Here is a 22513-nt window from a genome sequence, read left to right as displayed (position 1 = left end):
GAAGGCTGCCTTAGCGCGCCACCTTCAACGCCAGCTGCAACATCGCATCCCACGCATCGCCCGCGAACTGCTTCGAGCGCAAGCCCTTGACCATGCGGTCGACCTGCGCTGCTTCTTGCAGCGCTGCCTCTAGCGTGCCCAGCGACACGCGGCGCAGCGCCGGTTCCATCATCCGCTCGCGCGGTCCCCAGATCCGGTATTCCTTCAGCAGCGCGCCCAGCGGGCGTCCCTGCGACATGCCGGTCTTTAATTTTAGCAGCGTGCGGATCTCTTCGGACACCGCCCACAGCACCAGCGGCAGCGCCTCGCCCTCGCCTTTCAAGCCCTCGAGCATGCGCGCCAGGCGCGCCGGATCGCCGCCCAGCATGGCCTCGGACAGCTTGAACACATCGTAGCGCGCCACGTTCAGCACCGCATCGTGCACCTGCTCGAAACTGAGCTTGCCAGGCTCGTACAGCAGCCCCAGCTTCTGGATTTCCTGGTGCGCCGCCAGCAGGTTGCCCTCGACCCGGTCGGCGATGAAGTCCAGGCTCTGGCGCTCGGCGCCCTGGCCCTGGCTCGACAGGCGCTGGCCGATCCAGCCCGGCAGGTGCGCGCGCTCGACGTTCGGGATCTCGATGTAGACGGCGGCCTGCTGCAGCGCCGTCACCCACGACGACTTGGCGGTCTGCCAGTCGAGCTTGGGCAATGTGACCAGGGTGAGGTTGTCGGGGCCGAGGTCTTTCGCGTAAGCCTGCAGCGCCGCGCTGCCGTCCTTGCCCGGTTTGCCGGTCGGGATGCGCAGCTCGATCAGCTTCTTGTCGCCGAACAGAGACAGCGCCTGGTTGGCGGCCAGCAGCTCGCCCCATTTGAAGCTGCGCTCGACCGTGAGCACGTCGCGCTCGGTGTAACCCTGGGCGCGCGCCGTCTTGCGGATCCGGTCGGCCGCTTCCAGCGCGAGCAGGTGCTCGTCGCTGGTAATCACATACAAGGACGCCAAGCCCTTGGAGAGATGGCCGTCGAGCGCCTCGAGCCGCAACTGCATCGCTGACTAGTCCCTCACGCCGGCTTGATCGCCGCCAGGCGCCGCAGGATCTGCTGCACCAGGTCGGACTGCATGTCGCGGTACAGCAGCGCTTCTTCGGATTCCTTGGCCAGCACCTGCCCTTCGTCGAAGGCGATATTGCGGCGCAGGGTGATCTCGGTCGGCGCCAGCAACTGGCGGTTGTTGGCGTCGCGCACCTGGAATACCAGGGTATAGCTGAGCGAGTACTCACGTACCCGGCCCAGGCTGTTGAGCGACAGGATGGACTTGCCGCGCGTTTCGCTGAGCACGTCGAACAGCGCCTCGGCCTTGGAAGCATCGTTCTCGATGCGCACGGTGTCGCCCGCGCGCAGGTTCCGCTTGAGCTCCGTGCCCAGCGGCGAGGCTTCGTTGAACGACAGCCAGATGCTCTGGAACGGCAGATTGTACTGGCCGTCGCTGCCGCGCAGCTTGAAGCCGCAGCCGGCCAGGACTGCCGCCACCAGCATGGCGGCCATCAAGCGCACCAGGGTCTTGTTCGACGCGTTCATGCTCATGCTTACACCACGATGTTGACGAGTTTGCCGGGCACCACGATGACCTTCTTCGGCGTGCCTTCGATGAACTTCTGCACCGCCTCGGAGGCCAGCGCGGCGGCTTCGATGGCGGCCTTGTCGGCATCCTTGCCTACCTTGACCGAGCCGCGCAGCTTGCCGTTCACCTGGATCATCATCTCGATCTCGGACTGCTCCAGCGCGGCCGGGTCGACCTGCGGCCAGGCGGCATTCAGGATGTCGCCATGGGCCTGGGCGAAGCCCAGTTCCTGCCACAGCGCGTGGGTGATGTGCGGCGCAACCGGGTTCAGCAAGCGCAGGAAGACCGAGAAGCCTTCGGCGATAATCGCGTTCGAGGCCGCCGAGTCGTCCAGCTTGGCCGACTCGAGCGTGTTGAGCATCTTCATGCAGGCCGAGACCACGGTGTTGTACTGGATGCGCTTCAGGTCGTAGTCGGCCTGCTGCAGCACCTTGTGCACTTCGCGGCGCAGCGTCTTCTGGTCGTCATTCAACGTGCCTTGCGCTTCGCCATTGAACGACGCCGCAATGCGCTCGCGCTGCGCATAGCCGAAGGCCCACACGCGGCGCAGGAAACGGCTGGCGCCTTCGACGCCGCTGTTCGACCATTCCAGGGTCTGCTCCGGCGGCGAAGCGAACATCGTGAACAGGCGCGCGGTGTCGGCGCCGTACTGCTCGATCTGGGCTTGCGGGTCGATGCCGTTGTTCTTCGACTTCGACATCTTCTCGGTGCCGCCGATCTCCACCGGCTGGCCGTCCGCGCGCAGGACCGCGCTCTGTGGGCGGCCCTTGTCGTCAAAGGTCAGGTCGACGTCGGCCGGATTGAACCAGGTCTTCTTGCTCGATGCGTCTTCGCGGTAGTAGGTCTCGTTGAGCACCATGCCCTGCGTGAGCAGGTTCACGAAGGGCTCGTCGAATTTCACGAGGCCGAAGTCGCGCATCACCTTGGTCCAGAAGCGCGCATACAGCAGGTGCATGACGGCGTGCTCGATGCCGCCGATGTACTGGTCCATCGGCATCCAGTAATCGTTGCGGGCGTCGACCATCGCCTCGTTCGAACCCGGCGAGGTATAGCGCATGTAGTACCACGACGAATCGATGAAGGTATCCATCGTATCGGTCTCGCGGCGCGCCGGCTTGCCGCATTGCGGGCAGTCGCAGGCGAGGAAGGCTTCGTCCTTGTTCAGCGGGTTGCCGGTGCCGTCCGGGACCAGGTGCTCGGGCAGCACGACCGGCAGGTCGGCTTCGGGAACCGGCACCGAGCCGCATTCGCCGCAGTGGATCATCGGGATCGGGGTGCCCCAGTAGCGCTGGCGCGAGATGCCCCAGTCGCGCAGGCGGAAGGTGGTCTTCTTCTCGCCCAGGCCGTGGTTTGCCAGCTCGCCGGCCACGGCATTGACGGCCGAGGTGTAATCGAGGCCGTCGTACTTGCCCGAATTGATGGTGCGGCCGTTTTCCTTGTCGCCGTACCACTCCTGCCAGGCGTCGAGCGAGAATTCCTGGCCTTCCACCGCCACCACCTGCTTGATCGGCAGATTGTATTTTTTCGCGAAGCCGAAGTCGCGCTCGTCGTGCGCCGGCACGCCCATCACGGCGCCGTCGCCATAGGTGATCAGGACATAGTTGCCGACCCAGACCGGGACTTGTTCTTGCGTAACCGGATGGGTGACGAACAGGCCGGTCGGCATGCCCTTCTTCTCCATGGTCGCCATATCGGCTTCGATCACGGAACCCAGCTTGCACTCGGCGATGAACGCTTGCAGTTCGGGGTTGTTGCGGGCCGCGTGCTGGGCCAGCGCATGTTCTGGCGCCACGGCGCAGAAGGTCACGCCCATGATGGTGTCGGCGCGGGTGGTGAACACGTACAGCTTGCCGTCGCCGATCGCGTCGCCGCTGTCGTCCTTCACGCTGTGCGGGAAGGCGAAGCGCACGCCGGTCGACTTGCCGATCCAGTTGGCCTGCATGGTGCGCACGCGCTCCGGCCAGCCAGGCAGCTTGTTGTCGACGTGGTCGAGCAGCTCGTCGGCGTAGTCGGTGATGCGCACGTAGTACATCGGGATTTCGCGCTTCTCGATCAGCGCGCCCGAACGCCAGCCGCGGCCATCGACGACCTGTTCGTTGGCCAGCACGGTCTGGTCGATCGGATCCCAGTTCACGGTGCCGGTCTTCTGGTAGATGATGCCCTTCTCGAGCATCTTGAGGAACATCCACTGGTTCCACTTGTAGTAGTCCGGCTTGCAGGCGGTCATTTCGCGCGACCAGTCGATCGCCAGGCCCATCGACTCCATCTGGCCACGCATGTGGGCGATGTTCGAATACGTCCATTCGGCCGGCGGCACGTTATTGGCCATTGCCGCGTTCTCGGCCGGCATGCCGAACGCATCCCAGCCCATCGGCATCAGGACGTTGTAGCCGTTCATCCGCAGGTAGCGGTACATCACGTCATTGATCGTATAGTTGCGCACGTGACCCATGTGCAGCTTGCCCGATGGGTAAGGCAGCATCGAGCAGGCGTAATACTTGCCTTTCGGGAAACGCGGGTCGTTTTCGACGGCCTTATAGGCGTCGATCGACTTCCAGTAGGCCTGGGCGGCCTGTTCTACTTCGGCTGGACTATATTTTTCTTGCATGATTTCTGCAGACGTAATGTGGGATGTGGAACCGGTCATTATAACCCGTTCATTTTGCACTGCGGCGACACCGCGGTGCGAGGGGGAAATGTAAGAAAGGCAGCGCCGGTTGAACGCTGCCTCGTGGATTTAGCGCAGGACCAGTTCCAGCGCCGGCTTCTCGCCGTAATCCTCGTAGCGCTCGTTGATGCCGCCGATGCAGAAGGTCAGCTCTTCGAGCAGCTCGGGCACGGCCGCTTTCATCTTGTCGGCCTCAAGAATGACGATCTCCAGCACCTCATTCGCCTTCAGGCGGAATTTGGTCATGTTCTCCTCGTCGCGCAGATAGCTCATGCAGTCGACCCAGGCGTCGATGCTGTCCGCATAGTCGGTCGGGAAACCGAAGGCCTCGCGGCTCTGCCTGTGGAACGATGCTTCGTCGGTGATGACGGCGCCGTTCAGTTGTGCCACTGCCATTATCTAACCCTTCAGGCCCAGCACGTCCTGCATGTCGAACAGGCCGCTGGCCTTGTCCGCCAGGAAGCGCGCGGCGCGCAGCGAGCCGTGGGCATAGGTCACGCGGCTGCTCGACTTGTGGGTGATCTCGATCCGTTCGCCGGTGCCGAGGAACATCACGGTATGGTCGCCCACCACGTCGCCGCCGCGCACGGTGGCAAAGCCGATGGTCGACGGGTCGCGTTCGCCGGTCACGCCTTCGCGGCCGTAGACGGCGCAATCCTTCAGGTCGCGGCCCAGGGCGTCGGCAATGACCTCGCCCATCTTGAGCGCGGTGCCGGACGGCGCGTCGACCTTGTGGCGGTGGTGCGCCTCGACGATCTCGATGTCATAGCCTTCAGAGAAACTCCTGGCGGCCACTTCGAGCAGCTTGAGGGTGACGTTCACGCCCACACTCATATTCGGGGCGAACACCACGCCGACCTTTTCGGCGGCCAGCGCGATGGCGGCCTTGCCGGCGTCGTCGAAGCCGGTGGTGCCGATCACCATCTGCTTGCCGTTGGCGGCGCAGTATTCCAGGTGCTGCAGGGTGCCCTCGGGGCGGGTGAAGTCGATCAGGACGTCGGCATTGTGCAGGCCATGCCTGATGCTGTCCTCGATGACCACGCCGGTCAGGATGCCGGCGAAGGCGCCCGCGTCCTGGCCGATGAAGGGCGAGCCCGGCACATCGAGCGCGCCGGCCAGGCGCGCGTCGGGGGCATACTGGATGGCTTCGATCAGCATGCGGCCCATGCGGCCGCTGGCGCCGGCGACGGCGATATTCAACATGGTCATCAAGGCGTTCCTGGGCGGCGTTCGGTGTTGCCGGCATTGATCTGGATGGCGGGCGCATCGGCCGGCTTCGGCGGCAGCTCTTCGCCTTTCTTCTTCTTGACCGGACCGGCGATACGATCGATGTAGTCGCGCTCGCTCGGCAGGTTGCCGCCCTCGAAGCGCTCGACCACGTCGTCCTTGAAGAACACGGTCACGCGGCTGGTGGTCAGCTCGCCATTGCCGCGCGCCAGGTAGAACGGGTAATCCCAGCGGTCGGCGTGGAAGGCGTCCATCAGCAGCGGCGAACCGAGCAGGAAACGCACCTGGTCGCGGGTCTGGCCGGCCTTGAGCTGGTTCAGCATCTCTTGCGAAACGAAGTTACCCTGCTGGATGTCCGGGCGGTAGGGCGAGAAGATCCACAGGAAGCGCTGCAAGCGCGTCGCCTGGACGGTTTGCGCGCCGGCATTGGCGATGGCGGCCGATTTTTCCGCGTCGGCCGCACTGGCAGCCGCATCCGTTGCCACCGGCGGCGCCGGGCGTGTCTGGTTGCGCCAGGAAGCGCAGCCGGACAGCGCAAGCGTGCAGGCGAGACCCGCCGCCAGCGCCGCTTTGGCGGAGAATCGATGGAGTACGGCTTGTTTGACGCGCATAGTTAACCTCAAAACGTTCGAGCGGGAGCTTTCAAAACGCTATATCATAAAGCACTCTGCCAATATGCGAGTAACAAAACATGAGTAACAACCCGACCGACCTGAAGGCGAGCGGCCTCAAGGCCACCTTGCCACGACTGAAAATCCTGGAAATCTTCCAGAACAGCTCCGTACGGCATTTGACGGCCGAGGATGTCTACAAGATCCTGTTGGCCGACAATATGGACGTGGGCCTCGCGACCGTCTACCGTGTATTGACCCAGTTCGAACAGGCTGGCCTGCTCAACCGCAACCATTTCGAGACCGGCAAGGCCATTTATGAGCTCAATGCCGGTTCGCACCACGACCACCTGGTGTGCGTCACCTGCGGCCGCGTCGAGGAGTTCTACGACGACGAGATCGAAAAGCGCCAGCAGATGATCGCCGAAAAACACGGCTTCACGATCGTCGAGCATGCGCTCGCGATCTATGGCAGCTGCCCGCAATGCCGGGGCATCGGCAAGCCTGAATAAAGCCTGCCGCCCGCTTCCGCGGGCATACTAAAAAAGGCGCGTGGGATATCCCTACGTGCCTTTTTTTTCGCCTGATGCCGCCCGGCGTCAGGAGTGGCTCAATGCATTCGACAGCAGCTTGGCCGTGATATCGACGATCGGGATCACCCTTTCATACGCCATCCGGGTCGGCCCGATCACGCCCAGGGTGCCGACGATGCGGCCGTCGACCGCATACGGCGCCGTCACCACGCTCATCTCGTCCATCGGCACCAGCTTCGACTCGCCGCCGATGAAGATCTGCACCCCGCCCGCCTTGCTCGACACGTCCAGCAACTGCATCAGGCCGGTCTTTTGCTCGAACATCTCGAACATCTGGCGCAGCGAGCTCATGTTCGATGACAGGTCGGCCACCGACAGCAGGTTACGCTCGCCCGCGATGACCATATCGTCGCCCTCGGCCATCGCCTCGCTACCGGCCTCGACCGCCGCCTGCATCAGGCGCCCCATATCGTCACGCAGCTGCTGCAGCTCGCCGCTCAGGCGCTTGCGCACCGCGTCGAACGACAGGCCGGCGAAATTCTGGTTCAGGTAATTGGCCGACTGGGTCAGTTGCGCGGGGGTGTAGTCCTTGTCGAGCAACAGCAGGCGGTTCTGGACGTCGCCGCGCGGATCGACGATCACCAGCAGGATGCGCTTTTCGCCCAGGCGCAGGAATTCGATCTGCTGGAAGACCGATTCGCGGCGCGGGCTCTGCACCACGCCGGCGAATTGCGACAGCGAGGACAGCATCTGCGCCGCGTTGGCGATCAGCTTCTGCGGCTGGTGCATGGGAAGGCGCATGCGCTCGGCATCGACCGCCTTGTCGTCGATCGGCCCCACCGTCAGCAGGGTGTCGACGAACACGCGGTAGCCGCGCGGGGTGGGGATGCGGCCGGACGAGGTATGCGGGCTGGCGACGAAACCCATGTCCTCGAGGTCGGCCATGACGTTACGGATAGTGGCCGGCGACAACTCCAGGCCCGACAGCTTGGACAGTGCGCGCGAGCCTACCGGCTGGCCGTCGGCGATATAACGTTCGACGAGCGCTTTGAGCAGGGTTTGGGCACGGTGGTCGAGTTGCATGATTCCAGGAAACGTTCGATATGCTTATATTATAGGCAGGTTGGGGCATGGCACGGCAGCACAAGGCTTGCTGTGACGCATGTTCAGACCTGATGTTCGTGCAGATGGTGCGTTTCCAGCCAGTCGAGCAGCTCGTCCAGGCTCGATACCTCGACATCGGGCGAGACTTCGCCGGCCAGGTCATTCACCTTGCCGGTCCGGTTCATCCAGGCCGCACGCAGGCCCGCGCGCTGGGCGCCCTGCACGTCGAGCAGCAGATCGTCGCCGACATACAGGGTGTCGGACGGCGCCACGTCCAGGGCGGCGCAGCCGGCCAGAAAAATGCCGGGATCGGGCTTGGCACGGCCGAACGCGCGCGCCGCCACCGAGGCCTGGAAGTGGTGGGCCAGGCCGATCGTCTGCAAGTCGGCCACGCCATTGGTGACCGAGCCGACCAGCACCTGTTTCTTCAGGCGTTCGAGGCCCGGCACGACATCCTGGTAAGGGGTGACCGCATTGCGGGCGGCAAAGAACTCGGTCATCGCCAGTTCGACCTTGCCGGCATCCTCGCCCACCTGTTCGAAGGCGGCGACCAGGCCGGCATGGCGCAGGGCACCCAGGTCGATCCCGAATTCGGGGCGGGCGGCCAGCAATTCGAGGCGCGCCTGGCGCAGGCTGTCGATCGTGAAGCGCTCGGCGACGCGCGGCGCATGCTGCCCGAGCCAGGCATACAACAGTTTTTCGGCTTCCAGGATCACGGGCGCGATCGGCCACAGGGTATCGTCGAGGTCGAACAGGACGGCTTTGGGCCAGGCTTGGCGGCGGGTCATCGGCTTCCAGACAGGGGAATCAGTGCGCCCCAAGCATAGCGATGCGCCAGTCCAAATGCAATGCGCACACGGAGAGTGTTGCTGTTGTTAAATCCTGGTTACACCATGATACAAAACCAAATGCGCCCGAAATGGACCAGCAGCTTGCCAAATGGACTAAAATGTTGAGCGATTTTTCTATTCCAACCGCGCAGCTGCGCTTTCCCGCTAGATTTTTTGGAGATGTTATGAAGAGTTCCTACCTGCGCGCCGGCGCGGCGCTGGCATGCGCGGTCGCCCTGTCTGCCTGCGGCGGCAGCGATGGCCAACTGTACCTGGGCGGCCAGTTTTACGGCGTGACCAAGGCCGGCCTCGTGCTGACCAATAACGGCGGTTCCGACAAGGCCATCACGCCGACCAGTAACGGCAGGGGCGATTGGTATTTCGACACCCTGATTGCGAGCGACGACCGTTATAACGTGCAAATCAAGGCCGAACCGTCGAACGTCAGCGGTTGCAGGATCGAGAATGGTAGTGGCCGCGCCGGCTACCACGTCTACACCGTCGAAGTTATCTGTGATGTCAGGCTCCATGGGCTGTCGGGCACCGTCAGCAACCTGAAGGGCGAACTGGTCCTGGCCAATGGCTCGGATAACGTCACGCTCCAGCCGGGCGCCACCTCGTTCAAGCTGGCCGACATCCCGGAAGATTCCCCATATGGTGTATCAATCCTGCGACAACCGGCTAATCAGACCTGCACTGTGAGCAATGGCTCCGGCGCTGTCGGCCCGGCCCCCGTCACCAATGTGGCTGTTACCTGCACCCCTTAATTTTTCCTGGAGCGTTACGCATGAAGTCTTCCCTGATCCGTCCGGCGCTCGCGCTGGCGCTGGTTGCAGGCCTGGCCGGCTGTGGCGGCAGTGACAAAGCCGAATTTGTCGTCAAAGGCACGATCGCCGGCATCGTCTATCCGGGGGCGGTCCTGTCCACCAACGGCATGGAGATCGCCATTGCACCGCCCGCCACGCCTGGCGACCTGGTCAGTTTCTCATTCCCGAACAAGCTCGAATATGGCGATGTCTACCGCGTCGTATTCAAGAGCCCTCCAAACAACCAGCAATGCGGTACGCCGCAGGGGCAGTATGACAGCTCCAGCGATACTGCCGGCCGCCTGGCGGACATCAACATCGCCTTCGTTTGCGAGGTCACCCCCTATGCGATCGGCGGCGCGGTCACTGGCCTGACCGCCGACGGCCTGGTGCTTTCCAACGGAAGCACTGGCGGCACGGTCAGCATTGCCAAGCCGGCCGCTGGCGTGACGACGCCGGTTCCCTTCACGTTCGACACGCCTGTTCGCTTTGGCGTCTCCTATGGCGTGACCGTCCTGACCCAGCCTACCGGCCAGGTCTGTACCGTTGCAAACGGCACCGACGTCATGAAGGCTGCCAATGTGAGCAATATCGCCGTGACCTGCGTTGCAGCACCGAGCTGATCAGATATACACAATTCTTATGTCGAGTATTTGAAAGGGAAATTGGATTTATATGCTGTCGCGCAGCATAATAGCTCCTGTCTCCTCCAACTCTCCTCAGAAAAGAATTGGATTTCAGCCCGCTCCCTGAGCGGGCTTTTTTTTGCCCGCGTGCTTCATGGCGCCGGCTGGACGGCGATCAGCGGGCGGCGCTGACCTTTACCACGGCGATCTTGTCCATGCCGACCGACACCTGGGACTGGTAAGCCTCGATCGAGCGCGCATTGGCGGCGACGGCGTAGCTGCTGAAGCCGGCGAGGATGGCGGCGGCGATGAAGATGGCTTCCATGTGCTTGAGGACGTTCATTTGTGTGCTCCTTGTTGGTCGGTTGGGCGCCGGATCGGCTGTCCATGTGAGCACTATAGAAAATCGCTTCGACGGTTTCCACCGGGATGCGACGGACTGCATGAAACGCGGATTGAGATACGGGAAATACGTGATAACCCGTATGCTGCGACGCAACAGAGTTTGTTTTGGACGCAAAAAAGCGCCGGCAGGCGGCGCTGAGAAGAATTGAACACGTGGCCGGCAGAGCCGACCACGCCACGTCACGAGACGGCCAGGTTGGCCAGGGCGACGTATTGTTCGAGGGTAACTGCCTCTGGACGCAGGCTGGGGTCGATCCCAGCCTCGACCAGCTGGGCCTCGGTGAACATCCCGGCCACGCAGTTGCGGATCACCTTGCGCCGCTGCGAGAAGGCCTTGGCCACCACGGCTTCCAGGCGCTTGCCGTCGCAAGGTAGTTGGCGGCTGGTCGGCACCATGCGCACGATGGCCGACTCGACCCGCGGCGGCGGATCGAAGGCGGTCGGCGGCACGATGAACAGCATGGCCATGTCGTAGCGCCATTGCAACATCACCGACAGGCGGCTATAGGCCTTGGTGCCCGGCTCGGCCACCATGCGCTCGACCACTTCCTTCTGCAACATGAAGTGCTGGTCCTCGACCAGGTGGGCAAATTCGGCCAGGTGGAACAGCAGCGGGCTCGAGATGTTGTACGGCAGGTTGCCGACCACCCGCAGCTTCTGCCCTTCCGGCACCGGGATCGACCCGAAATCGAACTTGAGCGCATCGCCCGAATGCACGGTGAGGCGCTCGCGCGGATAGGCTTTTTCGAGGCGCGTCACCAGGTCGCGGTCGAGTTCGACCACATGCATATGGTCGAGCGACTTGAGCAGCAGCGCCGTCATCGCCGCCAGCCCTGGGCCGATCTCGACCATCGCCTCGCCGCGGCGCGGTTCGATGGCGTCGATGATATTGTTCAGGACATTGTCATCGGTCAGGAAGTTCTGGCCGAAGCGCTTGCGTGCGACGTGTTTCATTATTGCTTTCGTAATTGTTCGTGGCGGGGGCCGCGCGGCGCGCCGCCACCATGTGCATGGCGGCGCGGATCGCCTCTTCCATGCTGCCGCAGTCGGCCAGCCCCAGCCCCTGGGCGGCCAGGTCGAGCGCGGTGCCATGGTCGACCGAGGTGCGGATCAGGGGCAGGCCCAGGGTGACGTTGATGCCGCGCCCGAAGGTCGCGTGCTTGAGCACCGGCAAGCCCTGGTCGTGGTACATCGCCAGCACGCAGTCGGCGTCCTGCAGGTATTTGGGCTGGAACAGCGTGTCGGCCGGATACGGGCCGCGCGCATCGATGCCGCGGCCTCTAGCGTCCGCAAGTACCGGCGCGATGACGTCGATCTCTTCGCGGCCCAGGTAACCGTTCTCGCCGGCGTGCGGATTCAGGCCGGTGACCAGGATCACCGGCGCCGCGATGCCGAACTTGTCGCGCAGGTCGGCGTGCAGGATGTCCAGCACTTGCGCCAGGTTCTCGCGCGTGAGCGCGGCCGGGACTTCTTTCAGCGGCAAATGGGTGGTGGCCAGGGCCACGCGCAGATAAGGCTGCTCATGTGCCGGCGCGCCGGCCAGCATCATGACCACCTTGTGCGTGCCGGTCTTCTCGGCCAGGTATTCGGTATGGCCCGAGAATGCGATGCCGGCGTCGTTGATCGTGCTTTTTTGCAGGGGCGCGGTGACGATGGCGTCGAACCAGCCACGGCCACACCCCTCGATCGCCAGGTCCAGCGTGGCCAGCACCGCCCGGCCATTCTCGGGATCGAGCTGGCCCGGCACCACGTGCGCGGCCAGCGGCACGTCGACCACCGCCAGCCGGTCAAGGCCGAAATGCGGCAGGCCGCCATTGCGCAGGGCCTGGGTCGACAGCGCCGACAGGCGGATCGATGGATCGATCAGGCTGGCCGTGAGCGCCAGGAAGGCGGCGTCGCCGACCAGCACGCAGTTGGCCTGCGCGCGCAGGGCCCAGGCGGCGCGGATGGCGATCTCGGGGCCGATCCCGGCCGGCTCGCCGACGGTAATGGCCAACACTGGCCTCTGGTGCGCCAACGGGCGCCCGGGCGCCTGTGGCGCGACCATGGTTTACTGATCCTCGCGGAACTCGACGTAGGCGCGGTCGCGCACCTGGCGCATCCAGTCTTCCATCGCTTCCTGCATCTTGCGTTCGCGCAGGACGTTACGCGCCAGGTTACGTTCTTTCTGCTGCGTCACGTCTTCGCTCTTGCGTGCGATGACCTGGATCAGGTGGAAACCGAAGGGCGACTGGATGACATCCGACACCTGGCCGGGTTTCAGGTCGTTCATCGCGGTTTCGAATTCCGGCACGGTGTCGCCCGGATACAGCCAGCCCAGGTCGCCGCCTTTCGGGGCCGAACCGTCTTGCGAGTGCAGGCGCGCCAGGTCCTCGAAGGTGCCGGCGTTGTTATCCATTTTCTCTTTCAGCTCGAGCAGCTTGCGCTTGACCTCGCCCTCGGTCATGGTCGGGGTGACCTTGATCAGGATGTGGCGCGCGTGGGTCTGCTCGACCACCGATTTTTCGGTCTGCTCGGTCAGCGGGCGCTTGCCGGCCAATTTGAGGATGTGGAAGCCGACGTTGGTCTTGAGGACCGGGGTCACCTGGCCCGCTTCAATTTTACGCAGCTCGGTCGAGAACATCGGCGGCAGGCGGTCAGCGTCGCGCCAGCCGATCTCGCCGCCCTTGAGCGCGTCGGGCGCGTCGGAATAGGTCGAGGCCATGCGCGCGAAGTCGGCGCCGGTGCGCAGCTGGCGCATGACTTCTTCGGCGCGCGCGCGGCGCGCGGCGATCTGCTCGGGCGTGGCGTCCTCTGGGACGCGCACCAGGATCTGCGAGATGTCGACCTCGATGCGGTCGGCTTCGGCGGCCTTGGCGGCGGCCATATAGGTATCGATCTCGGCTTCGGACACCTGGATCTTGCTGTCGACCTCGTGCTCGCGCAGGCGCTGCATCATGATCTCGTTGCGGATGTCTTCGCGGAACTGGGCGTACGGCATGCCCTCTTTTTCCATCTGGTTGCGCATGTCCTGCACCGACATCTTTTGATTTTCGGCGATGCGGGCGATGGTGGCGTCCAGGGTGCGGTCGTCGACCTTGACGCCCATCTCTTTCGCCAGCTGCAGCTGGGCGCGTTCGACGATCATCGCCTCGAGCACCTGGCGCTCCATGGTGGCCGGGTCGGGCATCTGGGCGTTACGTGCCTTCATGTTCTGGGTGACCTGCACCATGCGGCCCGCGACTTCGTTGCGGGTGATCACTTCGTCATTGACGACGACCTGGATCGAATCGATCACCTTGGCATTGGCCGAGGCCGGCGGCAGGAAGCCGCCGCCGGTGGCGGCCGAGGTGTCGGCCTGGGCCAGCGCCTGGCCGGCGCTCAAGACGCACAGCAGCGCTGCGGCCATGCGGAGGGACTGCAAACGGGTAGTACGCATCATCTGGAAAGCACTCATTTCAGGATAGTTCACTTCATGGACCAGTTGGACGGCTAGTATGGACGGCCAGTCTGAACGCTGGCTTATGGCCGTCCGATTCCGGAATTCAGTCGCGTATAGCCCGGGATGCTCTTGTTGAACGAATCGAGCGGATTACCCAAGCCCAGGCGCGACAAGCCATTGAGCTCGAGCTGGAAGAAGATCGGCGTCGAGGCCTCGCGCGCCGCGGTCACGAAACGCTGCGCGCCCATCCGGAACACCCAGCAATCGGCCTTGTATTCGAGACCGATCAGGCTTTCGATCAGCTTGCCGCCGCCCTTGGCTGCATCGAGCTGCGTCCCCACGCCATACGAACGCAACGCGTAGCTGACCCGCCCCACGCCATACCAGCGGCGGCCGATCGGCCACTGCGCCGACAGGTCGATGTTGCGGAAGCTGTCACGCTGATAACGGTATTCGGCATTCAACACCTTCATCTGCCCCGGACGCCACTGTACACCCACATTCGAGCTATACAAACTACTTCCGCTGGCATCGTATTGTACGCCGCTATCGAAGCTCCAGGACTCGGAAATGGTGCCGGAGGCCGCCAGCAGCATGTCGGAACGGCTCTGGTGCGGCGCTTCGTCCTTGAACAGGCCGACACGCGGCTGCTTGAGGTACTGGCGCTGGCCGAAGGCCAGCCGCAGGCGCTCGGAGCCGTCTTCCTGGATGAAGCGCGAGACCAGCGCCGCCGTCACCTGGTTGGCGTCGGACACCCGGTCCAGGCCCACGTAACGGTTTTCGGAGAACAGCTGGGCATAGTTGAAACCGGAGCGGCCGGTGTCGAACAGCGGCACGTCGTCCTGGTTTTCGTACGGCGTGTAGACATAGAACAGGCGCGGCTCGAGGGTCTGGGTGGTGCCGCCGCCGAACAACGAGGCCTTGCGCTCGAACACCAGTCCGCTGTCGAGCGAGAAGGTCGGGAGCGTGCGCGAGATCTTGGTGGGCATCTTGACCCGCTCCACATGCTCTTCGAGATCGTACTTGGCCGCGTTGTACATCAGCTTGGGCGTGACGAACCAGCCCGGACGCACGATCGGATAACTGACCTGGCCCTGCACCACGGCGCGGTTGCCGCCTACCATTTCGGGGTGGTCGAAACGGGTTATCTCGGCGTCGAGCGCCCAGTCGAAACCGGCCACGTCGTAGCGCGCGGCGCGGAAGTTAATCTGCGGCAGGCGGTCGTAGGGACGCGGCACCCGCAGGTTGGGGTCGGTGTCGGCGGCCGGATCTTGCAGCACCTGGTAGTTCTGGGCACGCGCGGAGAGATTCCAGAACTGGCCGTGCAGGTCGGTGCGCAGTTCGCGCAGCAGCTGGCGCTCGGCGCTGGCCGAGACGTTGCGCGAGAAGTCGGACGGGTATTCGTCGTCCGAGGCGCCGTGCAGGTTCCAGCCGTACGACCAGTTCGGCCGGATCGACTGGCTGTGCAGCGAGTCGACGCGCCAGCGCGTGGTATCGGTCTTGCGGTCGTCCGGCAAGACCTCGACATGGGTCTCGCCCTGGTAGGTGCTGCCCAGGTAGCGGCCGGTGGCGCCCATCTGGAAGCCGCGGTCGAACATCATGCGCGGATACAGCGTCAGGTCGCGGTTCGGGGCGATGTTGACGTAGTACGGGACCATGATCTCGGCCTTGCCCTGGGAGCCGAAGCCCACCGTAGGCGGCAGCCAGCCGGAGCGGCGCTGGCCCGAGAGCGAGAACGACATCGCCGGCGTGCCGAGGATGGGCACGTCCTTGAAATAGATGATGGTCTTGCCGGCCGTGCCGACATCGCGCCCGCTGTCCAGGCGCAGGGTGCTCGACTTGAGGTACCAGTCGGGGTCGGGACCTTCGCAGGTACTGTACGTGCCGTTGCGCACCAGGGCCTGCTGCTCGCCCAAGAAGTCGATGCGATCGGCCTGGCCCTGGCCGTTGCTGTCGGCCAGGAAGTAGGTCGGGTTGAGCAGGTAGCCCTTGCCGGTTTCGAGGTTCAGCTGCAGCTCGTCGCCCTTGTAGCGGTCGCCGAAGCGCCACATATTCACGTTGCCGGTGGCCGTCACCTCGTCTTCGACCCGCAGATAACAGGCGGTATCGGCGGTGATGCCGCTCTGGCCGCGCGTGATCTCGACGTTGCGGTTCAGGTCGAGCCGGCGGTCGGGACGGCCGCCGATTTCCTCGGCCTGGATGGTGACGGGGAGTTCGTCTTCAGCTTGGGGGGCCGTGGGAACACCCTGGGCGAATGCGGGGACCGCAGTGACGGAAACCAGTGCATAGAGCGCGAGCACCTGCCGCGGGGGGAAAGGTTGGCGTGACGACCAGCTCATGGAAAATCGCAGCTCATGGAAAATCGGACATGCACCATAAAGGGCGGTTTTTTTAGAATGAATCCCTTATTATATGGGAATTAGCTCAACCAACCGGATTCGTCAGGCTGCTTCATGTCATCTTCGTATCAAAACTCTGCCACATCCACCAACGTAGACGCGCGCCTGGCGCAACTGAACGAATGGCTGGCCTCGACCGGCCTGGTGGACGTCGGCACTGGCCGTCCCGCATCGATCGATGCGAGCTTTCGCCGCTACTTCCGCTACGGCGTCGTGCCCGCCATGCAGGATAAGCTGGGCGCGACCCTGGTCGCCATGGACGCCCCACCTGAACGCGAGAACGTGCCGGCCTATATCCACGTGCAAGGCCTGCTGTTCGATGCCGGCGTGACCGTCCCGGCAATCGTCGCGCGCGACGTCGAACGTGGCTTCCTGTTGCTGGGCGACCTGGGCACCACCACGTACCTGGCGCGCCTCTCCAGCGACAATGCCGCCTTCATGTATTCCGACGCGGTCGACGCCCTGCTCAAGTTCCAGATGGCCAGCCAGCCGGGCGTGCTGCCCGAGTTCGACCGCGCCTTCATCATGCGCGAGCTGAACATCTTCCCGGAGTGGTACCTGAACCGCCACCTGGGCGTGACCCTGGACGACAAGCAGCAGGCCACGCTCGACAAGGTATTCGAGGCGATCACGGCCAACGTGCTGGCGCAGCAGCAGGTGTTCATGCACCGCGATTTCCATTCGCGCAACCTGATGTTCCTCGACCAGTTCAATCCTGGCGTGCTCGATTTCCAGGACGCCGTGTATGGCCCGGTCACCTATGACCTGGCTTCGCTGCTGCGCGACGCCTATATCCAGTGGGACGAAGAGATCGTGCTGGACTGGGTGGTGCGCTACTGGCAGAGCGCCAAGCAGGCCGGCCTGCCGGTCAATCCGGACATCGACGCCTTCTATCGCGACTTCGAGTTCATGGCCCTGCAGCGCCACCTGAAGATCCTCGGCATCTTCTGCCGCCTGAACTACCGCGACAACAAGTCGCACTACATGGGCGACCTGCCGACGGTGCTCGACTACGTGCGCAAGACCGCGAACCGCTACATCGAACTCAAGCCCTTGCTGCGCCTGCTCGACGCCCTGGACAACAAGGCGCCGCAAGTCGGCTACACCTTCTGAGGCGCGCATGAAAGCGATGATTTTCGCCGCCGGCCGCGGCGAGCGCATGCGGCCCCTGACCGACAGCTGCCCCAAGCCCTTGTTGAAAGTGCGCGGACGGCCGCTGATCACCTGGCATGTACTGAACCTGGTGCGCGCCGGGATCACCGAGATCGTGATCAACCACTCCCACCTGGGGCACATGATCGAGGAAGAACTGGGCGACGGCAGCCGCTACGGCGCGCGCATCGTGTATTCGCACGAACCGGCGCCGCTCGAGACGGCGGGCGGTATCGCCAATGCGCTGCACCTCCTGGGCGACGAACCGTTTTTGGCGGTGTCGGGTGACATCTATGCGCCCTACTTCGATTTCTCGCTGGCGCTCGACGCGCTCAAGGATATCGATGCGGTGGGTGTGCCCTACCCGGTCGACAAGCGCGACATCGCCTGGCTGTGGCTGACGCCGAACCCGTGGCACAACCCGGAAGGCGACTTCGCGCTCGACATGTACACGCTCAAGAACGACGGTCCACATAAGTGGAATTTCGCCGGCATCGGCGTGTACCGCGCCGAGATGTTCGACGGGATCGAGGCCGGCGAATTCCTCAAGTTCGGGCCCCTGATGCGCAAGTTCATCGAAGCCGGCCGCGTCGGCGGCGAGATCTACCAGGGCCAGTGGGTCAATGTCGGCACCGTGGGCCAGCTCGAAGAACTGAACGCGCCGCTGCGGGCGGCCAAGACCGCCTCATGATGCCGTACGCAGCCCGGCGCGCGCGCTTGCTGGCGCAGATGCAGCCGGGCGCGGTGGCGGTGCTGGGCACCGCGCCTGAAGTCCTGCGCAATGGCGACAGCGACTATCCCTACCGCCACGACAGCCATTTCTATTACCTGGGCGGCTTCGCCGAACCCGACAGCTTTTTGGTGCTGGTGGCGGCGCGCGGAGAACATGCGGCGCGGTCCATCCTGTTCTGCCGCGAGAAGAACGTCGAGCGCGAGATCTGGGAAGGCTTTCGTTTCGGCCCCGACGCTGCGCAGCGCGAATGCGGTTTCGACGAGGCGTATCCGATCGGCGAACTCGATGCGCGCATGGCCGACATCCTGGCCGATGCGCCCTCGCTCTATTACGCGCTCGGCTCGCGGCTCGACGCCCGGGTGGCGATCTGGCTCGAGGCGGTGCGCGCGCGCAGCCGCAGCGGCGTCACCGCGCCGCAGACGACGCATCACCTGCTTGGCATGTTGGACGAGATGCGGCTGTTGAAGGACGCGCACGAGGTCGCGCTGATGGCGCGCGCCGGCGCGATCTCGGGCCAGGCGCATGCGCGCGCGATGCGCGCCACCCGGCCCGGCCTGTTCGAGTACGAGATCGAGGCCGAGCTGCTGCACGAGTTCCGCCGCAGCGGCGCGCAATTCCCGGCCTGTCCATCGATCGTCGCCTCGGGCGCGAATGCCTGCGTGCTGCACTACAGCGCCAACAACCGGCGCATCGTCGACGGCGACCTGGTGCTGATCGACGCCGGCTGCGAACTGGATGGCTATGCGGCCGACATCACGCGCACGTATCCGGCCAATGGCCGCTTCAGCGATGCGCAGCGCACCTTGTACGAACTGGTGCTGCGTGCCCAGGCCGCCGCGCTCGCGGCCATCGTTCCGGGCCGGCCATACAGCGCGATCCACGATGCGGCGGTGCGCGTGCTCACCGAGGGCATGCTCGATCTTGGCCTGCTCGATGCCGGCAAGGTCGGCACGCTCGACGATGCGATCGCATCGCGCGCCTACGCGCAGTTCTATATGCACGGCACCGGCCACTGGCTGGGCATGGACGTGCACGACGTCGGCGCCTACCGCGATGTGAGCTTGCCCGACAAGCCCTCGCGCGCCCTGCAGCCGGGGATGGCGCTGACGGTGGAACCGGGCATCTACGTGCGGCCCGGCGAGGGTGTGCCGGAGCGGTTCTGGGACATCGGCATCCGGATCGAGGACGACGTGCTCGTGACCGACGCCGGCTGCCGCATCCTGACCGGCGACGCGCCGAAGGACGTGGCGGAAATCGAAGCATTGATGCGGGAAACACGATGACGGAACAAGTACACGATCTCGACTTCGACGTGGCGATCTGCGGCGCCGGCCCGGTGGGCCTGGCCCTGGCCGCCTTCCTGGCGCGGCGCGGAGTGCCGGGCCAGCGCATCGTCCTGATCGACGGCAAATCGCTGGGCCAGGCGATCTCGGATCCGCGCTCGATTGCGCTGTCCTGGGGCAGCGTGCAGTTGCTGGACGAAGTTGGCGCCTGGCCGCTGCCGGCCACGGCGATCCACCAGATCCACGTCTCGCGCCGCGGCCAGCTGGGCCGCAGCCTGATGGACCGCGCGGAACACGGCCTGCCGGCGCTGGGCTACGTGACGCGCTACGGCGCCGTGGTCGACGCGCTGGCGCGGCGCTGCGAGGCGGCCGGCGTGGCGGTGCTGCGCCCGGCGCGCGTGCAGGCGCTGGAAGAAATGCCGGATGGCGCGCTGCTGGCGCTGGACGATGGCCGCACGGTACGCGCCCAGGTGGCGGTGCAGGCCGAAGGCGGCATCTTCGGCCAGCAGGACCACCGCGCCAGGAGCCGTGACTACGAACAGACCGCCGTGATTGCGCGCGTGACGAGCGCGCTGCCGATCCCGCACCGCGCCTTCGAGCGCTTCACCGACGAAGGTCCGCTGGCCCTGCTGCCGGAAGACGGCCCCGATGGCCACGGGTACGCGCTGGTCTGGTGCGTGCGGCCCGAACGCGCCGGCGCCGTCCTCGACCTGGACGATGCGACTTTCCTGAAGCAGCTGACCGACGCCTTCGGCAGCCGCCTGGGCACCTTCACCAAGGTCTCGCCGCGCGTCGCCTTCCCGCTCGGCCTGAACGCCGAAGCGCGCGCCACCGCCCGCACGGTCGCCATCGGCAACGCCGCGCAAACCCTGCACCCGGTCGCCGGCCAGGGCCTGAACCTGGGCCTGCGCGACGCCGCCGTCCTGGCGCGCCAGCTGGCGCGCCAGGATAGCGGCGATTCCGCCGCAATCGGCCGCTTCCTGGAGGCGCGCGCGCAAGACCGGAAACTGACGATCGGCCTGACCGACACCATGGCCCGCGCCTTCACCGGCGGTGGCCCGCTGCAGCCGCTGCTGGGCCTCGGCCTGGCCGCCCTCGACCTGGCCCGCCCGGCACGCATGCTCCTCGCCGACCTGATGATGTTCGGCCGCCGCTGACCTGCCACCTAATGAGGGTCAGAGTAGAATTGTTTGACAACTTCAGTAAATCAATTGGCAATTAATTCGACGCTGACCCTCATTACCTGCCTTGCGCAACGGTGATGCCGCCGACAAGGCCGGCAGTCGCGGCACGATGCAGGCCCTGCTTCGATGCGCCTTGCATGATCCGGCGTCGTGTCTGGTTATTTTGGCGGGCAAGCATTAGACTTAAAAGTTATTCTTCGTTAAGCAATCGCCGCGCATTCATGCAAGCTCCATTCCCACGCTTTGTCCTGTCCCTGCTGTTGGTGCTGGTGGTGATATTCGGCGCGACGAAGGTGAAGAAGGGCGGCGACTTTCCCGAATACGGGCTGACGGCAATCGCGCTGGCGCAACACGGTACGCCCTACATCACACTGGACGACGTCGACCGCGCGATCGCACTCTCGCACGAGGCTGGCTTCCGGGACCTGTTCACCACGATACGCGCCAATATGGCGCGGGGCGACGAAGTTCCGCTGCCAGGCCTGATACGTTCACGCCACGGGCACTACCTCGCGATTCACTTCTTCGCCTACCCGGCGATGGCGGCGATTCCCATGCGCGTCCTCGACGTGCTCGGCGTGGATCCTTTCAAGGCTGGCCAACTGGTCAATCTGCTGCCGGTGTTCGTGCTGGGAATCGCCTGTTATCTGCTGCTGGGTTCGGCCAGGCGCGCCTGGCTGGCGCTGGCGCTGTTCCTGCTGTGCGGGGCGCTGCGCTACCTGACCTGGTTCAGCCCCGAAGTGTTCAGCATGGCCGCGCTGCTGTCCGGCCTGATCCTGTTCAGTCTCGGACGTCCGGTTGCCGCAGTCGTCCTGCCCGGCCTGGCGGCGATGCAGAACCCGCCGCTGCTGTTCGTCGCGCTCTTCGCTCCCCTGCTGCGTGTTGGCTGGTTGATGGCATCCGAGGATCTCCCCTGGCGGGCAGCGCTCTTGCGCACCGCCACCCGACGCAACGTCGCGGCCTGCGCGATGCTGATTACGATGGCGGGCATTCCCGTGCTGTTCAGCCTTTGGCATTTCGGCGAGCCCAGCCTGATCGCCAAGTTTTCCAGCGACTCCGCCCTGATCGGCGCCAGCCGCTTCGGCTCCTTCTTCTTCGATCCCAACCAGGGCGTCATCGTGGCATTTCCGGCAGTGGTCGTCTTGTTGCTATGGCAGGCATGGACGCTGCGAGCCAAGCATATCGCCTGGCTCGCTGCCAGTGCGCTAGGACTGATGCTGGTGCTGGTGGTGCCGGCCATGTCGACCGTGAACTGGAACTCGGGTGCTGCGGGGCCGATGCGCTACGTCGTCTGGGCCGCGGCGCCACTGCTGTTTCTCGCGCTCGCGGGGCTGGCCCTGGCGCCGCGCTGGCCCGCCAGGGCCGTGCTGCTCGTGCTGCTGGCGCAGGGCGTCGCCATGTGGCATGCCAAGGGATACGGCCATACCGAATTCAGTCCCGCGGCCGCGTGGCTGCTGCGCACCGCACCCGCGCTGTACAACCCCGATCCCGAGATTTTTCACGACCGCGCGCTGGGCATCGATGGCGAGATGCCCGAGAACACCGTGATCGCCTGGCCGGACTCCCGGCGCCCCAGCAAGATCCTGTACAACGAACGTCATCCGGGCGCTGCCGCGATCCTGTGCGGCCAGGGAGCCATCCTCGATGAAAGCGGCGTAGTCCGGATGAGCCGCGGGTGGCGCTACATCAACGGCGCACCGCGCTGCAGTACGCCTGGACATATCGACGTCGATGCTCCTGCAGCGCAGTGAGACGGATCGTGTGAAACCTTCTCAAAATATTGAGCCCCCCGTCAAAAGCTCCTCAATGAGGGTCAGAGTAGAATTATTGAGCAATTACTCAGCTCGATGTTGTCAAAGAATTCGACTCTGACCCTCGCTGTCGGCCGGGCAATTGGCCAATAAATCTACTCTGACCCCAATTGTTGGGCTATT

Annotated in this window: 21 protein-coding genes; 8 read left to right on the top strand and 13 right to left on the bottom strand. The window is 64.5% G+C overall.

Annotated elements, in window-relative coordinates; all coding sequences use genetic code 11:
* Positions 1–10: 10 nt before the first annotated feature.
* From holA to E8M83_RS17245, 6 genes are all read right to left on the bottom strand, one after another.
* A complete protein-coding gene (gene holA / locus E8M83_RS17270) occupies positions 11–1024 on the bottom strand; it encodes a DNA polymerase III subunit delta (RefSeq protein WP_137174586.1) in 1014 nt (337 codons plus the stop codon).
* Positions 1025–1038: 14 nt separating this feature from the next.
* Entirely contained in the window at positions 1039–1560 is a 522-nt protein-coding gene (gene lptE / locus E8M83_RS17265; protein ID WP_307721861.1) for an LPS assembly lipoprotein LptE, read from the bottom strand.
* A 2-nt stretch (positions 1561–1562) separates the two neighbouring features.
* Complete coding sequence (gene leuS / locus E8M83_RS17260; protein WP_137174585.1) at positions 1563–4205, bottom strand: leucine--tRNA ligase; 2643 nt, start codon at positions 4203–4205, stop codon at positions 1563–1565.
* Between the two features lie 129 nt (positions 4206–4334).
* Positions 4335–4661 (bottom strand): barstar family protein, encoded by a 327-nt coding sequence (locus tag E8M83_RS17255; RefSeq protein WP_137174584.1) that lies wholly within the window; start codon positions 4659–4661, stop codon positions 4335–4337.
* A 3-nt stretch (positions 4662–4664) separates the two neighbouring features.
* Complete coding sequence (gene dapB / locus E8M83_RS17250; RefSeq protein WP_137174583.1) at positions 4665–5474, bottom strand: 4-hydroxy-tetrahydrodipicolinate reductase; 810 nt, start codon at positions 5472–5474, stop codon at positions 4665–4667.
* On the bottom strand, positions 5474–6103 hold the full coding sequence (locus E8M83_RS17245; RefSeq protein ID WP_137174582.1) for an outer membrane protein assembly factor BamE: 630 nt from the start codon (positions 6101–6103) through the stop codon (positions 5474–5476). Before E8M83_RS17245 ends, dapB begins: the two co-directional genes overlap by 1 nt.
* Before the next feature lie 80 nt (positions 6104–6183).
* Between E8M83_RS17245 and fur the strand changes: the two genes are divergently transcribed.
* A complete protein-coding gene (gene fur, locus E8M83_RS17240; RefSeq protein ID WP_137174581.1) occupies positions 6184–6615 on the top strand; it encodes a ferric iron uptake transcriptional regulator in 432 nt (143 codons plus the stop codon).
* A gap of 87 nt (positions 6616–6702) precedes the next feature.
* Here fur and hrcA read toward each other — a convergent pair whose 3' ends face one another.
* Both hrcA and E8M83_RS17230 read right to left on the bottom strand, forming a co-directional pair.
* Positions 6703–7719: a heat-inducible transcriptional repressor HrcA gene (gene hrcA / locus E8M83_RS17235; RefSeq protein WP_137174580.1), complete on the bottom strand. Its 1017-nt coding sequence runs from the start codon at positions 7717–7719 to the stop codon at positions 6703–6705.
* 83 nt (positions 7720–7802) lie between these two features.
* Positions 7803–8528: an HAD family hydrolase gene (locus E8M83_RS17230; RefSeq protein WP_137174579.1), complete on the bottom strand. Its 726-nt coding sequence runs from the start codon at positions 8526–8528 to the stop codon at positions 7803–7805.
* A gap of 41 nt (positions 8529–8569) precedes the next feature.
* On the opposite strand from E8M83_RS17230, the gene E8M83_RS17225 reads away from it, so the two are divergent.
* Both E8M83_RS17225 and E8M83_RS17220 read left to right on the top strand, forming a co-directional pair.
* Positions 8570–9337, top strand: a complete 768-nt coding sequence (locus tag E8M83_RS17225) for a hypothetical protein (RefSeq protein WP_137174578.1) — start codon at positions 8570–8572, stop codon at positions 9335–9337.
* Between the two features lie 20 nt (positions 9338–9357).
* Positions 9358–9999, top strand: coding sequence for a hypothetical protein (locus E8M83_RS17220; protein ID WP_137174577.1), 642 nt, complete (start codon positions 9358–9360; stop codon positions 9997–9999).
* A gap of 178 nt (positions 10000–10177) precedes the next feature.
* On the opposite strand, the gene E8M83_RS25990 is transcribed toward E8M83_RS17220, so the two are convergent.
* The 5 genes from E8M83_RS25990 to E8M83_RS17200 form a co-directional block, all read right to left on the bottom strand.
* The gene (locus E8M83_RS25990; protein ID WP_170976848.1) at positions 10178–10345 is read right to left on the bottom strand and encodes a hypothetical protein; all 168 of its coding nucleotides are present in this window, start codon (positions 10343–10345) and stop codon (positions 10178–10180) included.
* 242 nt (positions 10346–10587) lie between these two features.
* Positions 10588–11361 (bottom strand): 16S rRNA (adenine(1518)-N(6)/adenine(1519)-N(6))-dimethyltransferase RsmA, encoded by a 774-nt coding sequence (gene rsmA, locus E8M83_RS17215; RefSeq protein WP_137174576.1) that lies wholly within the window; start codon positions 11359–11361, stop codon positions 10588–10590.
* The gene (gene pdxA, locus E8M83_RS17210; protein ID WP_229491618.1) at positions 11312–12454 is read right to left on the bottom strand and encodes a 4-hydroxythreonine-4-phosphate dehydrogenase PdxA; all 1143 of its coding nucleotides are present in this window, start codon (positions 12452–12454) and stop codon (positions 11312–11314) included. Before pdxA ends, rsmA begins: the two co-directional genes overlap by 50 nt.
* 3 nt (positions 12455–12457) lie before the next feature.
* The gene (locus E8M83_RS17205) at positions 12458–13795 is read right to left on the bottom strand and encodes a peptidylprolyl isomerase (protein ID WP_229491617.1); all 1338 of its coding nucleotides are present in this window, start codon (positions 13793–13795) and stop codon (positions 12458–12460) included.
* Positions 13796–13908: 113 nt separating this feature from the next.
* Positions 13909–16167 carry an LPS-assembly protein LptD gene (locus E8M83_RS17200; RefSeq protein WP_137174574.1) on the bottom strand — a complete coding sequence of 753 codons (2259 nt, stop codon included), beginning with the start codon at positions 16165–16167 and terminating at the stop codon, positions 13909–13911.
* 114 nt (positions 16168–16281) lie between these two features.
* Here E8M83_RS17200 and E8M83_RS17195 point away from each other — a divergent pair, with 114 nt between their 5' ends.
* The 5 genes from E8M83_RS17195 to E8M83_RS17175 all read left to right on the top strand — a co-directional run bounded on the left by E8M83_RS17195 (position 16282) and on the right by E8M83_RS17175 (position 22330).
* A complete protein-coding gene (locus E8M83_RS17195) occupies positions 16282–17340 on the top strand; it encodes an aminoglycoside phosphotransferase family protein (RefSeq protein ID WP_137174573.1) in 1059 nt (352 codons plus the stop codon).
* A 7-nt stretch (positions 17341–17347) separates the two neighbouring features.
* A complete protein-coding gene (gene murU, locus E8M83_RS17190) occupies positions 17348–18070 on the top strand; it encodes an N-acetylmuramate alpha-1-phosphate uridylyltransferase MurU (protein WP_137174572.1) in 723 nt (240 codons plus the stop codon).
* Complete coding sequence (gene pepP, locus E8M83_RS17185; RefSeq protein WP_137174571.1) at positions 18067–19395, top strand: Xaa-Pro aminopeptidase; 1329 nt, start codon at positions 18067–18069, stop codon at positions 19393–19395. Before murU ends, pepP begins: the two co-directional genes overlap by 4 nt.
* Positions 19392–20552 (top strand): FAD-dependent monooxygenase, encoded by a 1161-nt coding sequence (locus E8M83_RS17180; RefSeq protein ID WP_137174570.1) that lies wholly within the window; start codon positions 19392–19394, stop codon positions 20550–20552. Before pepP ends, E8M83_RS17180 begins: the two co-directional genes overlap by 4 nt.
* Before the next feature lie 248 nt (positions 20553–20800).
* Complete coding sequence (locus tag E8M83_RS17175) at positions 20801–22330, top strand: hypothetical protein (RefSeq protein WP_137174569.1); 1530 nt, start codon at positions 20801–20803, stop codon at positions 22328–22330.
* Positions 22331–22513 lie beyond the last annotated feature (183 nt).

Source organism: Massilia sp. HP4, from assembly GCF_005222695.1.
In the GTDB taxonomy this organism is placed as follows: domain Bacteria; phylum Pseudomonadota; class Gammaproteobacteria; order Burkholderiales; family Burkholderiaceae_D; genus Telluria.
The sequence above is the reverse complement of the archived record's forward strand: the minus strand, read 5'-3'. Positions and strand labels throughout refer to the sequence as shown.

Excerpts from the sequence above, each read along its gene's own strand:
- holA (WP_137174586.1), bottom strand. The coding sequence starts at position 1,024 with ATGCAGTTGCGGCTCGAGGCGCTCGACGGCCATCTCTCCAAGGGCTTG.
- lptE (WP_307721861.1), bottom strand. The coding sequence starts at position 1,560 with ATGAGCATGAACGCGTCGAACAAGACCCTGGTGCGCTTGATGGCCGCC.
- leuS (WP_137174585.1), bottom strand. The coding sequence starts at position 4,205 with ATGCAAGAAAAATATAGTCCAGCCGAAGTAGAACAGGCCGCCCAGGCC.
- E8M83_RS17255 (WP_137174584.1), bottom strand. The coding sequence starts at position 4,661 with ATGGCAGTGGCACAACTGAACGGCGCCGTCATCACCGACGAAGCATCG.
- dapB (WP_137174583.1), bottom strand. The coding sequence starts at position 5,474 with ATGACCATGTTGAATATCGCCGTCGCCGGCGCCAGCGGCCGCATGGGC.
- E8M83_RS17245 (WP_137174582.1), bottom strand. The coding sequence starts at position 6,103 with ATGCGCGTCAAACAAGCCGTACTCCATCGATTCTCCGCCAAAGCGGCG.
- fur (WP_137174581.1), top strand. The coding sequence starts at position 6,184 with ATGAGTAACAACCCGACCGACCTGAAGGCGAGCGGCCTCAAGGCCACC.
- hrcA (WP_137174580.1), bottom strand. The coding sequence starts at position 7,719 with ATGCAACTCGACCACCGTGCCCAAACCCTGCTCAAAGCGCTCGTCGAA.
- E8M83_RS17230 (WP_137174579.1), bottom strand. The coding sequence starts at position 8,528 with ATGACCCGCCGCCAAGCCTGGCCCAAAGCCGTCCTGTTCGACCTCGAC.
- E8M83_RS17225 (WP_137174578.1), top strand. The coding sequence starts at position 8,570 with ATGCGCCAGTCCAAATGCAATGCGCACACGGAGAGTGTTGCTGTTGTT.
- E8M83_RS17220 (WP_137174577.1), top strand. The coding sequence starts at position 9,358 with ATGAAGTCTTCCCTGATCCGTCCGGCGCTCGCGCTGGCGCTGGTTGCA.
- E8M83_RS25990 (WP_170976848.1), bottom strand. The coding sequence starts at position 10,345 with ATGAACGTCCTCAAGCACATGGAAGCCATCTTCATCGCCGCCGCCATC.
- rsmA (WP_137174576.1), bottom strand. The coding sequence starts at position 11,361 with ATGAAACACGTCGCACGCAAGCGCTTCGGCCAGAACTTCCTGACCGAT.
- pdxA (WP_229491618.1), bottom strand. The coding sequence starts at position 12,454 with ATGGTCGCGCCACAGGCGCCCGGGCGCCCGTTGGCGCACCAGAGGCCA.
- E8M83_RS17205 (WP_229491617.1), bottom strand. The coding sequence starts at position 13,795 with ATGGCCGCAGCGCTGCTGTGCGTCTTGAGCGCCGGCCAGGCGCTGGCC.
- E8M83_RS17200 (WP_137174574.1), bottom strand. The coding sequence starts at position 16,167 with ATGAGCTGGTCGTCACGCCAACCTTTCCCCCCGCGGCAGGTGCTCGCG.
- E8M83_RS17195 (WP_137174573.1), top strand. The coding sequence starts at position 16,282 with ATGTCATCTTCGTATCAAAACTCTGCCACATCCACCAACGTAGACGCG.
- murU (WP_137174572.1), top strand. The coding sequence starts at position 17,348 with ATGAAAGCGATGATTTTCGCCGCCGGCCGCGGCGAGCGCATGCGGCCC.
- pepP (WP_137174571.1), top strand. The coding sequence starts at position 18,067 with ATGATGCCGTACGCAGCCCGGCGCGCGCGCTTGCTGGCGCAGATGCAG.
- E8M83_RS17180 (WP_137174570.1), top strand. The coding sequence starts at position 19,392 with ATGACGGAACAAGTACACGATCTCGACTTCGACGTGGCGATCTGCGGC.
- E8M83_RS17175 (WP_137174569.1), top strand. The coding sequence starts at position 20,801 with ATGCAAGCTCCATTCCCACGCTTTGTCCTGTCCCTGCTGTTGGTGCTG.